The sequence below is a fragment of the Leisingera sp. ANG49 genome, assembly GCF_059694505.1.
In genome coordinates this window covers 732838-749363 of sequence record NZ_JCATZN010000002.1, presented here as the reverse complement: position 1 = coordinate 749363, position 16526 = coordinate 732838, and the positions used below count along the sequence as shown (strand labels likewise).

Here is a 16526-nt window from a genome sequence, read left to right as displayed (position 1 = left end):
CCCGAAGGCAGCCCCAAAGTCATCCGGATGGATGGCTGATGCTTACATCATGCCGCCCATGCCGCCCATGCCGCCCATGTCGGGCATGCCGCCGGCTGCCGCGCCTTCTTTGGCGGGCTTGTCGGCAACCATGGCTTCGGTGGTGATCAGCAGGCCAGCAACCGAGGACGCGTCTTCCAGCGCGGTGCGGGTCACCTTGGCCGGGTCGATCACGCCGAAGGAGAACATGTCGCCATATTCACCGGTCTGCGCGTTGTAGCCGAATGCGCTGTCCGCGGATTCGCGGATCTTGCCTGCAACCACGGCACCGTCGACGCCTGCGTTCTCGGCGATCTGGCGCAGCGGCGCTTCGATGGCCTTGCGGACGATGTTGATGCCCGCGTTCTGGTCAGCGTTGGCGCCTTCCAGGCCTTCCAGGCCTTTGCCGGCCTGCACCAGGGCAACACCGCCGCCGACGATCACGCCTTCCTGCACAGCAGCGCGGGTCGCGTTCAGCGCATCGTCCACACGGTCCTTGCGCTCTTTCACTTCCACTTCGGTCATGCCGCCGACGCGGATCACGGCCACGCCGCCTGCCAGTTTGGCAACGCGTTCCTGCAGCTTCTCGCGGTCGTAGTCAGAGGTGGTCTCTTCGATCTGGGTGCGGATCTGGGCAACACGTGCTTCGATCTCGGCCTTCTCGCCAGCGCCGTCGACGATGGTGGTTTCGTCTTTGGTGATGGTGATTTTCTTGGCGGTGCCCAGCATGTCCATGGTGACGGACTCGAGCTTCATGCCCAGATCCTCGGAGATCACCTGGCCGCCGGTCAGGATCGCGATGTCCTGCAGCATGGCCTTGCGGCGGTCGCCGAAGCCCGGCGCCTTGACGGCTGCGATTTTCAGGCCGCCGCGCAGCTTGTTGACAACCAGGGTTGCCAGCGCTTCGCCTTCGACGTCCTCAGCAATGATCAGCAGCGGCTTCTGCGACTGGATCACCTGCTCCAGCAGCGGCACCATCGGCTGCAGCGAAGACAGTTTCTTCTCGTGCAGCAGGATCATGCAGTCTTCCAGATCCGCGACCATCTTGTCGGGGTTGGTGACGAAATAGGGCGACAGGTAGCCGCGGTCGAACTGCATGCCCTCGACCACGTCGGTCTCGGTTTCCATGCCTTTGTTCTCTTCGACGGTGATGACGCCTTCGTTGCCGACTTTCTGCATCGCGTCGGCGATCTGGCGGCCGATTTCAGCTTCGCCGTTGGCGGAGATGGTGCCAACCTGCGCAACCTCGTCGGAGTCTTTCACTTCGCGGGCCATGTCCTTGATGCCCTGCACGACTTTGGCGGTTGCCAGGTCGATGCCGCGCTTCAGGTCCATCGGGTTCAGGCCGGCTGCAACCTGCTTCAGGCCTTCTTTGACGATCGCCTGGGCCAGAACGGTTGCGGTGGTGGTGCCGTCGCCGGCTTCGTCGTTGGTGCGGGAAGCAACTTCCTTCACCATCTGGGCGCCCATGTTCTCGAACTTGTCTTCCAGTTCGATTTCCTTCGCCACGGACACGCCGTCCTTGGTGATGCGCGGTGCGCCGAAGGATTTGTCCAGAACCACGTTGCGGCCTTTCGGGCCCAGGGTCACTTTCACGGCGTCAGCCAGAATGTTGACGCCTTTCAGCATGCGGTTGCGGGCATCGGTGTCGAATTTGACGTCCTTAGCAGCCATTTTTCACTCTCCTAGAGAAATTCTGTGTGTTTCAGCGATAGTGGGATCAGAGAAGCCGGACGGCTTACTCGATGATGCCCATGATGTCGCTTTCCTTCATCATCAGCAGTTCTTCACCGTCGACGGTCACTTCGGTGCCGGACCATTTGCCGAACATGATGCGGTCGCCAGCGGACACGGCCATCTCGATCAGCTCGCCGCTGTCCTTGCGGGCGCCTGCGCCGCATGCAACCACAACGCCTTCGCTCGGCTTTTCCTTGGCGGAATCGGGGATGATCAGGCCGCCCGCGGTTTTCTCTTCGCTTTCGGTGCGGCGCACCAGCACGCGGTCATGAAGCGGTTTCAATGCCATCTTTGCAGCTCCTTAAAAAGGCTCAAAGGTTGTTATCAGTTGGACCTCCGCCTCCCCGGCGGGGCCGTTATCACTCAACAGGTCTGAGTGCTAACGAGGGGAAGCTAGGAATGCCCCCGCATGTTGTCAACACGGAATCAGTAAAAAAATGAAGGCGCCGCAGCGCCCCCTGTTCTGCATTGGATTTTCGCTTATGCAGCCTTGTCTTTCAGGTGCGGAAAGCTGTCCTTGAAGCGGCCGAATTTATGCGCGCCGCAGCTGACCGGCGCATAGCGCGCGGGGTTTCCGGCACTGACGCAGCTGTCCAGCGGCTGGAACACCGCGTCCGCGTCGGCGTCGATGAAGAACGGGATCGAATAGCGTTCCCGGCCCGAGGCATTCACCACCCGGTGCAGGTTGGCCAGATACAGGTCATTGGTCAGCCGCTGGATCAGGTCGCCGATGTTGATGACAAATGTCCCGGCAATCGGCGGCCCCTCGACCCACTGGCCGTCGCGGTTCATCACCTGCAAGCCGCCCACATCGTCCTGCGCCAGGATGGTCAGGCTGCCGTAATCCGTATGCGCGCCGATCCCCATCACGCTTTCGTCGATCCGGCCCTCCTGCGGCGGGTAGTGCAGCAGCCGCTGGATGGTGATCGGGTTCTGCATCCGCGGCGCAAAGAAATCCGCCTCCAGGTCCAGGCTGACCGCAATCGCCCGCATCAGCCGCTGCGCCAGGCCCTTCATCTCCTGATGATAGCAATAGACCGCGCGTTCAAATTCCGGCCGCGCCGCGGGCCACAGGTTGGGGCCGAAGAACGGCGCGTCCCCGGCAGAGCCTTCCGGCCCGGTATCGAAGCACTCTTTCAGATCCTTGGTCTTCTTGGGGTCGGTGTTCTCGCCAAAGATCTCGATATAGCCGCGCAGGGCAAGGCCCGACTTGGAGATATGCAGGTCCATCTTGTCCTGCAGCGGCAAGTCGAAGAACGCCCGGGTTTCCTCAAAGGCGCCGTTCACAACCGCCTCCGGCACCCCGTGGTTCTTCACGTAAAAGAAGCCGACGTTGGTCAGCGCCCAGCGGATGTCCTTTGCCACCTCAAACAGGCTGCCGCCCGTGTTCAGCGCGCTGATGTCGATCACCGGGATCTTGTCGAAAGAGACTCGCTGCGCCCGCAGCCGGTCCTGAAGCCGGTCGATGTCCTGATCTGCCATTGCTCTCTCCCCTTGTGCAAAGCTGGGGCAGTCATCGGCTGACAGGACCCCGCGCTCAACAGGGAAAAAATGCAACTGACATGAATCTGATTAACTCAAGGGGCGATAATTTCCTGCAAAATATGGGCTGTACACAACTGAACGCATTAGCCGGCAACAGCACAAAGCCGCCACATCACTTCCCCTCCCAGCTCTCCGCCCAATGCACCAGCCCCGCGCGGCCTTCATCGGTCAGCTGATAGATGCCGGTCGCCACCCGTTCGAACCAGCCATAGTGGTTCCTGGCCATCAGCTGGGTTGCGCGCGCGACGCCGGTGACGCGGGCCACTTCCGCCCCCTTGCAGGCGCCCGCCCCGGCCAGATGCGCGGCGCAGGCCAGCGCGTCCTGGCGGTAGGCGGTGACAATGCCGTGCCGTGTGGCGCCGCCCGCGTTGGGGTCGCCGCGCAAGGTTTGAAATTCGCGCAGCAGCCGCGTCTGCTTCTTCTTCGACTTGCGGGGGCTGTAGGGGCCGGGATCGCAATGCACCTCTGCGCGCCCGTCCGCCAGAACCGTGATGAGGCCCAGCCCCAGCCGCCGGCACATCGCCAGATTGTCCTTCATCATCCGCCGCGCCTGCCGTCCGCCGGGCCGCGGCACCGCGATATAGACATGGTCGGTGATGGCCAGCCGCGCGATCGCCTGGTGGAACAGCGACAGCGAAAACTTCAGCTTCAGCTCGACAATCACCGGCGGCTCAGCGCCGCGCACAGCCACCACATCGGCAGCGCCCACCTCGCCCTTTACGGCATAGCCCTGGGCCTCCAGCAGCGCCTTCACCGGCGCATACAGCTGATCCTCGCGTTCCATGCCCCATGACTGGCAGGAAGCGCTCGGCTTGGCAATCCGCCGCCCGGTTTTACAGGGCAACGCAGGGTTTTACATTGCCGGCACCCCTGCCCCGCCCTAGGCTCATAAGTCCAGGCCAATAGTTCAGGAACCCCGGGGAAAGGGCGCGTGATGAAACGGATTGCACTGGCACTTGCGCTGATGCTGCAGGCCACCGCCGGTTTTGCCGCCTGCCGCGGCATCGACTACCGCGACCACCTGCCACCCCAGACCCAGGCGCAGCTGGACCGCGAAATGGCCGCCACCCCGTTTTCCCAAGGCAACCACTGGGTCGCCACCAAGGGAAGCCGCACCATTCATGTGATCGGCACCATGCACGGCGGCGATGCCCGCATGGCCGGGGTGATGCGCAAGCTGCGCCCGGCGCTGCTGTCGGCGCAGGCGATCTACCTGGAAACCTCGGACCAGGACATGGAGCGGCTGGACCGGATGCCGCCTTCGATGGCACGCAGCTTCCTGCTGCCGCAGGGGCGCGAGCTGCGCCACCTGCTGGCCCCCGATGCCTGGCAGCGGTTCAAGCTGACCGCCCAGGTCAGCGGCGCCAGCCTGGAAACCATGAACCGGATGCAGCCCTGGGCGATCTCGATGTTCCTGGTGCAAAGCGGCTGCCGCCCCTACGGCTTCGGCCTGCGCCGCGGGCTGGACGACCGGATCGCCGATTTCGCCCGCCGCAAGCGGATTCCCATAGGCGCGCTGGAAACCCCGGAGCAGGCGCTGGCGGCCATATCCGGAATGCCGCTGCGGGACCAGGCCCGGATGCTGGAGCTGGAACTGCAGCTGGTGCAGTCCGACAAGCCCGAGGACGCCACCCCGGTTGAGGCCTATTTCGACCAGAGCGTCTGGACCTCCTTCGTGCTGGCGCCCTGGATCAGCGCCCAGTACAGCAGCTTCACCCGTGCCGAGACCACCCGCCTGTGGGCCCAGTACAACCGCCGCCTGCTGGACCAGCGCAACATCCGCTGGATGAAGGTGATCCAGGCCGCCCGCCAGGACCGCTTCGTGATCGCAGTAGGCGCCGCACACCTGCCGGGTAAAAACGGCCTCTTGAACCTGCTCAAGGCACAGGGCTTCAGCCTAGCCCGCGCCCCGTGGTAGGCTGCGGCAAACCTGCCCTCCAATTCACGTTTCAGGACTTTTCTTCATGCGTTTCATTCTCGCCTTTACTTTCCTGCTGCTGCCTGCAACGCTCTGGGCCGCCTGCACCGGCACCGACCAGCGGCTGGCGCTGAGCGCCAGCGAACGGGCCGCCGTTGAGACCCGGGTCGCGGCCACACCGTTTGCCGAGGGCAACCACTGGATCGCCCGCCGCGGCAGCCGCAGCGTGCATGTGATCGGCACCATGCACATCAATGACCCGCGGCTGGACGCGGTGACCGCCGCGCTGACACCGCTGATTGCCGAGGCCGACATTCTGCTGCTGGAAGGCACCAAGCGCGAGGAGGCCGAGTTGATGGCCGCCATCGGCCGCGACCCGTCGCTGACCCTGATCACCGAAGGCCCCAGCCTGATCGACCGGCTGCCGCCTGCCGAATGGGAGGACCTGGCCGCCAAGGCCCGCGCCAATGGCGTCGCGCCCTGGATGGCCGCCAAGATGCGGCCCTGGTTCCTGGCCGTCTCGATGGCGGTGCCGCCCTGCCTGCGCACCTCGCCGGAGAGCACCAACGGCTTGGATAAGCGGCTGGAACAGGTCGCCGGTGAGGCCGGCACCGAAACCCGGGCGCTGGAAAGCCCGATGACCCTGTTCGAGGTGTTCAACAGCGAGCCGCTGGAGGAGCAGGTCCGCCAGCTGCGCGCCTATCTGACGCTGCTGGGCGGCGAACAGGACGCCATCTTCACCATGATCGAAAGCTATTTCGACGAACAGGCGCTGACCTATTTCACTATTTACGAGCGCGACTTCCTGCAGTCGGATGCGCTGCCGCCTGAGGAAACCCGCCGGATCTGGCAGGAATCGATGGAGGCCATGCTGAACAACCGCAACCGCGCCTGGATCCCGGTGATCGAGGCGGCGGAGGGCGATCTCATCGTGGCCGCTGCCGGTGCGCTGCACCTGCCCGGCAAAAACGGCGTGCTGAACCTGCTGCAGCAAGCGGGCTACACGCTGGAACGCGCGCCGTTCTGAGCCCCGTCCCGAACACAACGCCGCATTGCAGCATCAGCGGGGTGACAAGCCTGCGCGCCAGCCCTATAAGGCGCGCAAATCCCGCCTTTCTGACCTTATGCATGAACAGGACAGCCCCATGACCATCCAAGTTTTCGGCCACAAGTCCCCCGACACCGATTCCACCGGCTCCCCCATTGTCTGGGCCTGGTACCTGAACGAGGTGAAAGGCGTCGCCGCCGCGCCCAAGCTGCTGGGCGAGCCGAACACCGAAGCCGCCTTCATGCTGCAGCGCTGGGGCCTGGAAAAGCCGGAAATCATCGCCGACGTGGCTGATGATGCGGCGGTTGTCATCGTCGACACCAACAACCCGGCTGAGCTGCCCGCCAACATCAACGGCGCCGACGTGCAGGCAATCATCGACCACCACAAGCTGGTCGGCGGCCTGGAAACCAAAGGCCCGATCGACATCACCATCCGCCCGCTGGCCTGCACCGCCACCATCATGCACGACCTGATGGGCGACGACGCCGCCAAGATGCCGGAAGCCGTCAAGGGCGCGGCGCTGACCTGCATCCTGTCCGACACGCTGGAATTCCGCTCCCCCACCACCACCGCCCATGACAAGGCCGTGGCCGAAAAGCTGGCGGGTGAGCTGGGCATCAATATCGCCGACTACGCGGCGGAGATGTTTGCCGCCAAATCCGACGTCTCCTCCTTCTCCGATGCGGAACTGATCCGCATGGACTCGAAAGAGTACGAGGTCGACGGCACCAAGTTCCGCGTCTCCGTTCTGGAAACCACCGCGCCGGGCGTGGTGCTGGACCGCAAGGCGTCGCTGATGGAGTCGATGACCTCCGTCGCGGCTGAGGACGGCGTCGATCAGGTGCTGCTGTTCGTGGTCGACATCTTGAACGAGGAAGCCACCCTGCTGGTCCCGAACGATCTGGTCAAGACCGTTGCCAGCAAGTCCTTCGGCGCAGATGCGGCCGGCGACACCGTGGTGCTGCCGGGCATCATGTCCCGCAAGAAGCAGATCATTCCGAACCTCAAGGTCTGATCGCAGCCATCTGGCAAACGGACAAAAGGCGCCCCGCGGGGCGCCTTTTTCGTTGCGGTTGCGCTTTGGGCCGACAGCTAGGGCTGCGTCACCAGTCCCAGACGGTTGCCGTGCAGCCAGCAGTAAGAGCTGGTCAGATGCTGCACCACCGGCGATTTCACACCCTCGAACAAGAGAACATCGTGGTCCAGCGCGTCGCGGTAGACCGCGTCATAGAACCCGGCTTCGCCGATATGCAGCATCGGGAACAGGGTCACCTGTGCCGGGTGCCCGCGGCTTTTGAAAACATGGCGGGCGGACCTCAGCCCCGTGAAAGACCGTTCTATGAATTGCATCCGGCTCTTTTTCTTCACTTGAAATTCCGCAAGCAGGCTATACTGCCAGTTGCTGATTGGAAATGTCCTGCGGCGGCATGAACTCCCCGGCCACTGGCCTTATGCCGCGGTCTCTGCCATAGCTGGCGGCAAAGACCCCACGCGCGAAGGCCCGGACATGACCCAGATCATCAACTCCCTTTCCGAAGTTTCCAGCCGTTACAAGGCACTGTTCGTGGACCTGTGGGGCTGCGTGCACAACGGCATCACCGCCTTTCCCGATGCGGTGGCGGCGCTGAAGGCCTACCGCGAGGCGGGCGGCATCGTGGTGCTGGTGACCAATTCGCCGAAACCGCGCGCGGGTGTCGCGGCGCAGCTGGGGCAGTTCAACGTGCCGGCGGACGCCTATGACACCATCTCCACCTCCGGCGATTCCGCGCGGGCGGCGATGTTCACCGGCGCGGTCGGCAACAAGGTCTATTTCATGGGCGAATGGGAACGCGATGCGGGCTTCTTCGAACCGCTGCACGTGATCCATAATCCGGTGGAGATCACCCGGGTGCCGCTGAAAGAGGCCGAGGGCATCGTCTGCTGCGGGCCCTTCGATACCATGGCGGACCCGGAGGTGAACCGGGCGGATTTCCTCTATGCCAAGCAGATGGGCATGAAGCTGTTGTGCGCCAACCCGGACATCATCGTCGACCGCGGCGAGAAGCGCGAGTGGTGCGCGGGGGCGCTGGCGCGGCTTTATACCGGGATGGGCGGCGAGAGCCTGTATTTCGGCAAGCCGCATCCGCCGATCTATGACCTGGCCCGGCTGCGGCTGCAGGAAGTGGCCCCGGGGATTGCCGATTCCGAGATCCTGGCGATCGGCGACGGGCCGCATACGGATATTGCCGGCGCCATGGGCGAAGGCATCGATTCCCTGTTCATCACCGGCGGGCTTGCGGCCAGAGAGACAAAGACATCAGTCCAGCCGGACCCGGATGCGCTGGCGGCCTATCTGGCGCAGGAGCAGTCCGCGCCGACCTATGCCATTGGTTTTCTGCGGTAAATCCGGCACCCGGCACCCCCGCTGGCTGACCCGGCCTTGCAACCCTGCCCGCACCGGGCAGGGTTTTCTTTTGTCAGAAATGTCTTGATTTTCTGCAACTGCAAAGTAATAAAGTTGCGCAAGCGGCCACGGTGGCGCGCAAAAGTTACAACGCCAAGCGGTCGAATGATGCGATCAGAGCCGAGGCGAACGGAGGATGAGATGTTGGACAACATGCCGCGCGGAACCATCTGCATCGAAGACATCGAGATGGGCATGGTGCGTTACCTGCGCAAAGTCATCACCGATGAGGACATCGAGAAGTTTGCCCAGGTGTCGACCGACCGCAATCCGGTGCATCTGGATGACGATTACGCCCAGGACACCATTTTCGAGGGCCGGATCGCGCACGGGATGCTGACCGCCGGACTGATCTCTGCGGTGATCGGCGAGCAGCTGCCCGGCCACGGCACCATCTACATGAGCCAGTCGCTGAAGTTCCTGGCGCCGGTGCGCCCGGGCGATCTGGTGCTGGCGGAGGTCGAGGTGACCGACATCGTGATCGACAAGCGCCGGGTCAAGCTGGACTGCCGCTGCATCGTCGACGGCAAGAAGGTTCTGGTGGGCGAGGCCATGGTGATGGCGCCGTCGCGCAAGTTCGACTGAGTTTTCCGGTTCACAGCAGTTTCAGCCGCCGGGGGCCTTTGCCCTTGGCGGTTTTTTCCTTGCTGGCCTCTGCTGTTCCGCTCTTTCCGTTCGGTTCTGCGCTGTGTCCCGATTAAGGGGGCGGCGCCGCCGGGTGGAGGTGGACAGACCCCGCCGGGGGCCTGCTCGGACAAGCTCGCTTGGACGACCCCCTTTTTTTCAGGGCCGGTCTCCGGGTGTTGCGCAGGCAGCCTCACAGATGCCTGCGCCTCGTATCATGGCCCCGCGCGCGGGAACCATGGCGGGGGATCGCGATCTTCCGGGAGTATGGCAGAGGGGCGTGAGGATTGCGTGAAGGGGGCGTACGGTGGATGCGCAACACCCTGCGGTGTGTCGCGTCTATGGCCTGATGCTGAGGGCGGGCGCCTGCCCGCGGGGTGGCGCTGCTACGCCTGTTCGGGGCAGTTTATCCCTGCACCTTCCGTACGAGTTAACGAGGGCGCACTGCCCTCTCGGAAGCGCCAGCCCGATGGGGCGGGCAGGCGCTCGCCCGGCGGCGCTGCGCGCCTTGTTCCGGGCGGGGGTGCGTGTGCTCTGCCCCTCCCCCGCCACTGCCCGCTTGAACCGCCGCGCGGCTGCGGGTACGGATGCGCCATGCGTATCGTCAGAGATTATGAATTCGTCGAAGTGCAGGACCGGGGCGCCACCGTCGCCATCGGCAACTTTGACGGCGTGCACCTGGGCCATCAGTCGGTGATCGAGCTGGCCCGCAAGGCCGCCCCCGGGGCGCCTTTGGGGGTGATGACATTCGAGCCGCACCCGCGCGAGTATTTCGCGCCGGACAGCCCGCCGTTCCGGCTGATGCGGGCCGAGACCCGCGCCCACCGGCTGGAGAAGCTGGGGGTGGAGCGGCTCTATGAGCTGAACTTCAACACCGCGCTGTCGAGCCTGACGCCGGAGGAGTTCGCCCGCGACGTGATCTCCGAAGGGCTGGGGCTGGCGCATGTGGTGGTGGGTGCCGATTTCTGTTTCGGCAAGGGCCGTGCAGGCAATGCCGAAGACCTGAAGCGGTTCGGCGCGCAGTACGGCTTTGGCGTCACCATCGCACCCTTGATGGAATATTCCGAGCACGCGGTGTCCTCCACCGCGATCCGCAACGCGCTGAGTGAGGGCCGGCCTGCGGACGCCAAGGAGATGCTGGGCCACTGGCACCGCATCGAGGGCACCGTAATCGGCGGCGAGCAGCGCGGGCGGGAGCTGGGCTTCCCCACCGCCAACATGTCGATCGACGGGCTGCACCAGCCGCGGTTCGGGGTTTATGCGGTGCTGGTCGATGTGCTGGAGGGGCCGCATGCGGGCAGCTATCACGGCGCGGCCTCGATCGGGGTCAGGCCAATGTTCGGCGGCGTGGTCCCGAATATCGAGACCTTCCTGTTCGATTTCTCCGGCGATCTTTACGGCGCGACTTTGTCGGTCGGGCTGGTCGCCTTCCTGCGGCCGGAGCTGAAATTCGACGGGCTGGAGGCGCTGATCGCGCAGATGGATGCGGATTGCGCCGAGGCGCGCGGGATACTGGCGGCGCTATGAAACCTGCAAAAGACGTCATTGACCGCTCCGGCCTGGGCGAGCGCTTCTGGGAGGAGAAGCCGCTCGACAAGATGAGCCAGAAGGAATGGGAAGCGCTGTGCGACGGCTGCGGCAAATGCTGCCTGAACAAGCTGGAGGATGAGGACACCGGCGAGGTCGCCCTGACCCGGGTGGCCTGCCGCCTGCTGGATGACAGCACCTGCCGCTGCGCACAGTATCCGATCCGCCACCAGTTCATCCCCGAGTGCATCGTGCTGAAGCCGGACAACCTGGACACCCACGCCTATTGGATGCCGGAAACCTGCGCCTACCGGCTGCTGTGGCAGGGCAAGCCTCTGCCGGAATGGCACCCGCTGCTGACCGGCACCCCCGAGAGCGTGCATGAGGCCGGGGTTTCGGTGCGCGGCTGGACGGTGTCGGAGTTCGAGATCGCCGAGGACGAGTGGGAAGACCACATCATCGACGAGCCCACCGGCTGAGCAAGCCGGTCCGCGACCGGCGCGCGACAGTTAAACAGAGATGCAATTTCAGGTTGCGCCACGAGGCGCCCCGCCCCCATGATGAGGCAATCCAACAGGGTTCCCCATGAGGAGGGCGGCAGATGCCATTCGAGCACGGCACCTATTTCAGCGAAAGAGAAGCCTACAAGGCCAGGGCCTTCCTTTCGACCCTGGGGCTGAGCAGCCGGCAGGCCAGTGAAATCCAGACCTGGCACCGGTACCAGCTGGGCAAGCAGCTGCTGATCTGGGCCACGGCGGGGACCTGCACCGGCATCGCTCTGGGGCTGCTGTTCGCCCGAATGTTCTGACCCGGCGTCCTGCCGGTACCGCCTTGGCATCGGGGGCGGAACTGCCTACTGCTTGGGGAAAGATTTCAGGCAGATCAGGGAACGTGACCGATGCATTTCGCCTCCGACAACTCCGGCCCGGTGCCGCAGCAGATCCTCGACGCGCTGGTGCGGGCCAACCAGGGCTATGCCATGGGCTATGGCGCGGATGCGGAAATGGCCGAGGTGACGGAGCGGATCCGCGGGATTTTCGAGGCGCCCGAGGCGGCGGTTTACCTGGTGGCCACCGGCACCGCCGCCAATGTGCTGGCGCTGTCGACACTGGCACAGCCCTGGCAGACGGTGTTCTGCACCAGGCCAGCCCATATCAACATGGATGAATGCAACGCGCCGGAGTTCTACTCGGGCGGCGCCAAGCTGACGCTGGTGACGGAGGCCGACAAGATGACCTCCGAGGGGCTGCGCGCGGCCATCGAGGGCGAGGAGACCCGCGGCGTGCACGGGCCGCAGCGGGGGCCGGTGTCGCTGACCCAGGTGACGGAGTTCGGCACCGTCTACAGCCTGCAGGAGCTGCAGGCGGTCTGCGGTGCGGCCAAGGAATACGGGCTGCCGGTGCATATGGACGGCGCGCGGTTCACCAATGCGCTGGTGTCCTTGGGCTGCACGCCGGCCGAGATGACCTGGAAAGCGGGCGTCGATGCGGTGTCCTTTGGCGGCACCAAGAACGGCTGCCTGGGGGTCGAGGCGGTGATTTTCTTTGATCCCAAACATGCGCAGGAGTTCGAGTACCGCCGCAAGCGCGGCGCGCATCTGTTTTCCAAGCACCGCTACCTGTCGGCGCAGATGCTGGCCTATCTGACTGATGATCTGTGGCTGGAAAACGCCCGCGCCGCCAATGCAAAAACCGCGCTGCTGGCCGAAGGACTGAAGGCGGCAGGAGCGCATTTCACCCATCCGGCGCAGGCCAACATGATCTTTGCCGCCCTGCCCCGCGGCAAGCATCAGGAGCTGTTTGCGGCTGGCGCCATCTACCACCTGTGGGACGGGCTGCTGCAGGGGCCGGAGCATGAGCTGGTCACTGCACGCTTCGTCTGCGACTGGTCGGTGCCGGAGGAAGATATCCGGGCGTTCCTGTCACTGCTTTGATTCTTGGCAGGGCGGCGGCTATCGCTTGCCCTGCGCCCAAAGGAGGGCGTCCTCCAGCCGGTCGTCGCCCCAGAATATCTCCCCTGCGACCGAGAAGCTGGGGGCGCCGAAGATGCCCAGCGCCAACGCCTCATCGGTTGCATCCGCGAGCATCTTGACCGTCTTGTCCGACACCGCCTCTGCCAGCACCCGGGCCGGGTCCTGGCCCGCGGCCTGCAGGCTGGCGGAGAGGTTCGGGTCCTCGCCCGCGGGCTGGCCGGCCTCGAACCAGCAGCGGTAGGCGGCCTGGGTATAGGCCTCGCCCCAGCCTTCCGCCGCGCCCAGCGCCGCCACCTGATTGGCCAGCACCAGTTCCGGCAGCGGATAAGGCGCGGGCAGCCGCACATGGAAGCCGTAGCGCTGCGCCCGGCGTTCGATGTCGCGCCACATGTAGGCGGTCTTTTCCGGCTTGTCCTTGAACGGGATGTTGTTCTGCACCGTCATCACGTGGCGCACGTTGAAGGGGCGCCAGCGGACGGGAATGCCAGCCTGCGCCGCCGCATCGCCGATCCGCATCACGGTGAGGTAGCTGTAGGTGCTGCCGATCGAATACCAGAAATCCAGTCCGGGCATGGGACCCTCCTGTCACTCTTTACCTATGGCAGAGTGTAACGGAGGTGCCGGATATTCCAAAGGCTGTCTGCCGCCGCTGGGGGGCAAGCTCCTGCTGCTGCGGCCCGTTTTACGGTAGGATTGCGGCTGAAGGCGCGGAGCTTTGTGCCGCGAAATGCGCCAGCTGCCGTGACTCGGCCGGCAGCACAGGCCCGGTGTTGCCGCCGGTTGGCCCCGACGGCATCTGGCCAAGCAGGGCGCGACACCCTGGTGAGGACGGGCCGGCCTTAGAACTTGCCGTTGTCGTTCTTCCACTCGCTGCGCGGGGGGATGGACTCAATGGTGTCCCAGTGTTCGGCGATCTTGCCGTCCTCAATGCGGTAGAGATCGTAGAAACTGGTGTGGGTGCCATTGCGCTGGCCTTCGCTGGCGCAAAGGACAAAATTGCCCTCTGCCAGCACCCGGTGGAGGTGCTGGTACTGGATCACGGGTGTGCCGTTCTGCGTGGCCGTGAGGGCTTTGCGCAGGGCGGGCAGACCGTCGGTCAGGTCCGGGTTGTGCTGGATGAGATCGGCGCGGACATAGTCCGGCAGCAGGTCCGGCTGCTGCTGGATCAACACCTGTTCGGTGTAGCTGCGCGCGAGGGCGCGGTTGTCTTCGGTTTTGTCCGGATCGGTGATCTCCGTGGCGCCGTCCTGCATCCCGCGCCCGGAGGGGTTGGGGCCGCGCAAGGGCTGGATGTTGTCCCAGTGCTCGACGGCCTTACCGTCCTCGAAGCGGAACACCTCAAAAGCCGCGCGCAGGGAGGAGAAATCGTATTCGATGTGGGCAAAGGCGAAATCGCCGTCCTCGAACACCCGTTTGAACGTGACCCTGGGGGAGGTCTTGGCGAGGCGGGCAAACAGCACCGCCAGCCCCTCGCTGCCCTCATGGGTCTGCGGGTTGTGCTGGATGTACTTCGCCTCGTTGACGACGGCTGCAGAGGCCGGGTCGCCGGTCTCCAGCCCCTTGAGGAGAGTTTTCAGCAGGTCCTTTTTCGATGCCATCTGTGCCGTCTCCTCCATGCGGGCCGGTATTCCCCTATCCTGCCCTGCCCGGGGCGGCAGCGCAAAGGGTCAGAGCGGCGGCCAGAATTGGCGCAGCAGCGCGGCGGTCTCTGCCGGGCGGGTGACCGGCAGCATGTGGCCCGCGCCCGGCACTTCGGTGTGCACAGCGCCGAGGCGGCGGCAGAGGCTGCGGGCAATGGCGGGGATCACTGCCGGGCTGTCCGCGCCGGTCAGGATCTGCACCGGCATGGTGACCGGATCCAGCGCGCCGGGGGCCAGGGTGCCGTTTTCATCCTCATGCAGCGTTTTATGGCTGGCCATCACCACCGGCATCGCGCGCACCATCGCGGCGCGGGCGGGGGCTGGCAGGTCCGGCCATTTCACCTCGCCGGTGCCCCACATGCGGTTGAACAGCCGGGTGGTCAGTTCCAGGTCGCCGGATGCCCAGGCGGCCTCAGCCGGTTGGCTGGCCTCCTCCAAAGCGGCAAAGGCTGCGGGGTCCTCGTCCTGCGCGGCGGCGAACAGCACCGGCTCGATCAGGGTGAGGCTGCGCACCAGATCCGGGCGGGCCATCGCCATCCGCAGCGCCACCGTGGCGCCGAAGGAGTGGCCGACGAGGTCCACCGGGTCCGTCAGCAGCGCGAGCCCCGCCTGCACGTTCAACAGCTGGTAGTTGCCCTGCCCGTCCCAGTCCGGGCTACGGCCGTGGCTGAGCATGTCAAAGGCGCTGAGGGTGATCTCCCCGCCCATCTGCTCTGCCACACCGCGCCAGGCACCGGAATGGGCCAGCGAGCAATGCACCGCCAGCACCGGCCGCGGCCCCTGGCCGAAGCTGCGGCAGAAAACCTGCGGTGCGCTGCTCATGCCCGCCCCGCAGGCAAGGCAAATTCGCAAGGGGTTGAGAGGGTGTGCCGCGATGCCACCAAAAGCTGTTTCTCCCGCTTAGAACTTTGCGCGAGGGTAAGTGCATGATAAGCGGGGTTCAATATCACGAATCTGACACATTGCCATTGCTGCCTGGGGATCACAGCCAATGCCGACCTTGAACGAACCCAAGCTGATTGCTGGGAACGCCAACCTTCCTCTTGCCCAAGCCATTACCCGCCGCATGAGCATGCACCGCGGTGTCGACCAGGGGCTGGTGGATGCCCGCGTCGAGCGGTTCAATGACGGCGAGATCTTCGTCGAAGTCTATGAGAACGTCCGCGGCGAGGACATGTTCATCATCCAGCCGACCTCGAACCCGGCCAATGACAACCTGATGGAACTGCTGATCATCGCCGACGCGCTGCGCCGTTCCTCGGCCCAGCGGATCACCGCGGTGATCCCCTACTTCGGCTATGCCCGCCAGGACCGCCGCACCAAGGCCCGCACGCCGATCTCGGCCAAGCTGGTCGCCAACATGCTGACCGGCGCCGGCATCGAGCGGGTTCTGACCATGGACCTGCACGCGGCCCAGATCCAGGGCTTCTTCGACATTCCGGTGGACAACCTCTATGCCTCGCCGATCTTTGCACTGGATGTGAAAGACCAGTTCAAGGACCGGATGGGCGAGATCATGGTGGTCAGCCCTGACGTCGGCGGCGTGGCCCGTGCCCGCGAGCTGGCCAAGCGCATCAACGCGCCGCTGTCGATTGTCGACAAGCGCCGCGAGAAGCCGGGCGAAGTGGCGGAGATGACCGTGATCGGCGACGTGAAGGACAAGATCTGCCTGATCGTCGACGACATGTGCGACACCGCCGGCACCCTGTGCAAAGCGGCCCAGGTGCTGCTGGACAACGGCGCCAAGGAAGTGCACGCCTATATCACCCACGGCGTGATGAGCGGCCCGGCAGTCGAGCGCGTCAGCAACTCGGTGATGAAGTCGCTGGTGCTGACCGACTCGATCCAGCCGACCGAGGAAGTGAAGGCCGCGCCGAACATCCGCATCGTGCCGACCGCGCCGCTGTTCACCCAGGCGATCCTGAACATCTGGCACGGCACTTCGGTGTCGTCGCTGTTCGAGGACAAGACGCTGGTGCCGATCTACGAGAGCCTTTACTCCAACGGCGGCTGAGGCGGCTGTTAGATGGAAATGATGAAAGCCCCGCCCG

18 protein-coding genes are annotated in these 16526 nt (G+C 64.7%); 10 read left to right on the top strand and 8 right to left on the bottom strand.

Annotated elements, in window-relative coordinates:
* Window positions 1-42: 42 nt before the first annotated feature.
* From groL to AC58NV_RS09960, 4 genes are all read right to left on the bottom strand, one after another.
* Entirely contained in the window at window positions 43-1692 is a 1650-nt protein-coding gene (gene groL, locus AC58NV_RS09975; protein ID WP_497226985.1) for a chaperonin GroEL, read from the bottom strand.
* Between the two features lie 64 nt (window positions 1693-1756).
* Window positions 1757-2044: a co-chaperone GroES gene (locus tag AC58NV_RS09970; RefSeq protein ID WP_366659158.1), complete on the bottom strand. Its 288-nt coding sequence runs from the start codon at window positions 2042-2044 to the stop codon at window positions 1757-1759.
* A 191-nt stretch (window positions 2045-2235) separates the two neighbouring features.
* Window positions 2236-3237 carry an isopenicillin N synthase family dioxygenase gene (locus tag AC58NV_RS09965; protein WP_497226984.1) on the bottom strand — a complete coding sequence of 334 codons (1002 nt, stop codon included), beginning with the start codon at window positions 3235-3237 and terminating at the stop codon, window positions 2236-2238.
* Between the two features lie 175 nt (window positions 3238-3412).
* The gene (locus AC58NV_RS09960) at window positions 3413-4084 is read right to left on the bottom strand and encodes a DUF2161 domain-containing phosphodiesterase (protein ID WP_497226983.1); all 672 of its coding nucleotides are present in this window, start codon (window positions 4082-4084) and stop codon (window positions 3413-3415) included.
* A 150-nt stretch (window positions 4085-4234) separates the two neighbouring features.
* On the opposite strand from AC58NV_RS09960, the gene AC58NV_RS09955 reads away from it, so the two are divergent.
* From AC58NV_RS09955 to AC58NV_RS09945, 3 genes are all read left to right on the top strand, one after another.
* A complete protein-coding gene (locus AC58NV_RS09955) occupies window positions 4235-5218 on the top strand; it encodes a TraB/GumN family protein (RefSeq protein ID WP_497226982.1) in 984 nt (327 codons plus the stop codon).
* A gap of 46 nt (window positions 5219-5264) precedes the next feature.
* Entirely contained in the window at window positions 5265-6245 is a 981-nt protein-coding gene (locus AC58NV_RS09950) for a TraB/GumN family protein (protein WP_497226981.1), read from the top strand.
* Between the two features lie 118 nt (window positions 6246-6363).
* Window positions 6364-7284: a manganese-dependent inorganic pyrophosphatase gene (locus tag AC58NV_RS09945; protein WP_497226980.1), complete on the top strand. Its 921-nt coding sequence runs from the start codon at window positions 6364-6366 to the stop codon at window positions 7282-7284.
* A 77-nt stretch (window positions 7285-7361) separates the two neighbouring features.
* Here AC58NV_RS09945 and AC58NV_RS09940 read toward each other — a convergent pair whose 3' ends face one another.
* The gene (locus tag AC58NV_RS09940) at window positions 7362-7619 is read right to left on the bottom strand and encodes a hypothetical protein (protein WP_497226979.1); all 258 of its coding nucleotides are present in this window, start codon (window positions 7617-7619) and stop codon (window positions 7362-7364) included.
* 157 nt (window positions 7620-7776) lie between these two features.
* Here AC58NV_RS09940 and AC58NV_RS09935 point away from each other — a divergent pair, with 157 nt between their 5' ends.
* The 6 genes from AC58NV_RS09935 to AC58NV_RS09910 all read left to right on the top strand — a co-directional run bounded on the left by AC58NV_RS09935 (window position 7777) and on the right by AC58NV_RS09910 (window position 12796).
* On the top strand, window positions 7777-8652 hold the full coding sequence (locus AC58NV_RS09935; protein ID WP_497226978.1) for a TIGR01459 family HAD-type hydrolase: 876 nt from the start codon (window positions 7777-7779) through the stop codon (window positions 8650-8652).
* A gap of 201 nt (window positions 8653-8853) precedes the next feature.
* Window positions 8854-9297, top strand: a complete 444-nt coding sequence (locus AC58NV_RS09930) for a MaoC family dehydratase (RefSeq protein WP_019298602.1) — start codon at window positions 8854-8856, stop codon at window positions 9295-9297.
* A gap of 633 nt (window positions 9298-9930) precedes the next feature.
* Window positions 9931-10863 (top strand): bifunctional riboflavin kinase/FAD synthetase, encoded by a 933-nt coding sequence (locus AC58NV_RS09925; RefSeq protein ID WP_366659172.1) that lies wholly within the window; start codon window positions 9931-9933, stop codon window positions 10861-10863.
* Window positions 10860-11342, top strand: a complete 483-nt coding sequence (locus AC58NV_RS09920; protein ID WP_497226977.1) for a YcgN family cysteine cluster protein — start codon at window positions 10860-10862, stop codon at window positions 11340-11342. The genes AC58NV_RS09925 and AC58NV_RS09920 overlap by 4 nt, the downstream gene beginning before the upstream one ends.
* Before the next feature lie 122 nt (window positions 11343-11464).
* A complete protein-coding gene (locus tag AC58NV_RS09915) occupies window positions 11465-11671 on the top strand; it encodes a hypothetical protein (RefSeq protein ID WP_497226976.1) in 207 nt (68 codons plus the stop codon).
* Between the two features lie 90 nt (window positions 11672-11761).
* Window positions 11762-12796 (top strand): threonine aldolase family protein, encoded by a 1035-nt coding sequence (locus AC58NV_RS09910; protein ID WP_497226975.1) that lies wholly within the window; start codon window positions 11762-11764, stop codon window positions 12794-12796.
* Between the two features lie 18 nt (window positions 12797-12814).
* Here the strand turns inward: AC58NV_RS09910 and AC58NV_RS09905 are convergent, their stop codons facing one another.
* The 3 genes from AC58NV_RS09905 to AC58NV_RS09895 form a co-directional block, all read right to left on the bottom strand.
* Entirely contained in the window at window positions 12815-13408 is a 594-nt protein-coding gene (locus AC58NV_RS09905) for a 2-hydroxychromene-2-carboxylate isomerase (RefSeq protein WP_497226974.1), read from the bottom strand.
* 266 nt (window positions 13409-13674) lie between these two features.
* Window positions 13675-14433: a nuclear transport factor 2 family protein gene (locus tag AC58NV_RS09900; protein ID WP_497226973.1), complete on the bottom strand. Its 759-nt coding sequence runs from the start codon at window positions 14431-14433 to the stop codon at window positions 13675-13677.
* Between the two features lie 69 nt (window positions 14434-14502).
* Window positions 14503-15297 (bottom strand): alpha/beta fold hydrolase, encoded by a 795-nt coding sequence (locus tag AC58NV_RS09895; RefSeq protein WP_497226972.1) that lies wholly within the window; start codon window positions 15295-15297, stop codon window positions 14503-14505.
* Between the two features lie 169 nt (window positions 15298-15466).
* On the opposite strand from AC58NV_RS09895, the gene AC58NV_RS09890 reads away from it, so the two are divergent.
* Window positions 15467-16489 (top strand): ribose-phosphate pyrophosphokinase, encoded by a 1023-nt coding sequence (locus tag AC58NV_RS09890; RefSeq protein WP_366659184.1) that lies wholly within the window; start codon window positions 15467-15469, stop codon window positions 16487-16489.
* Window positions 16490-16526 lie beyond the last annotated feature (37 nt).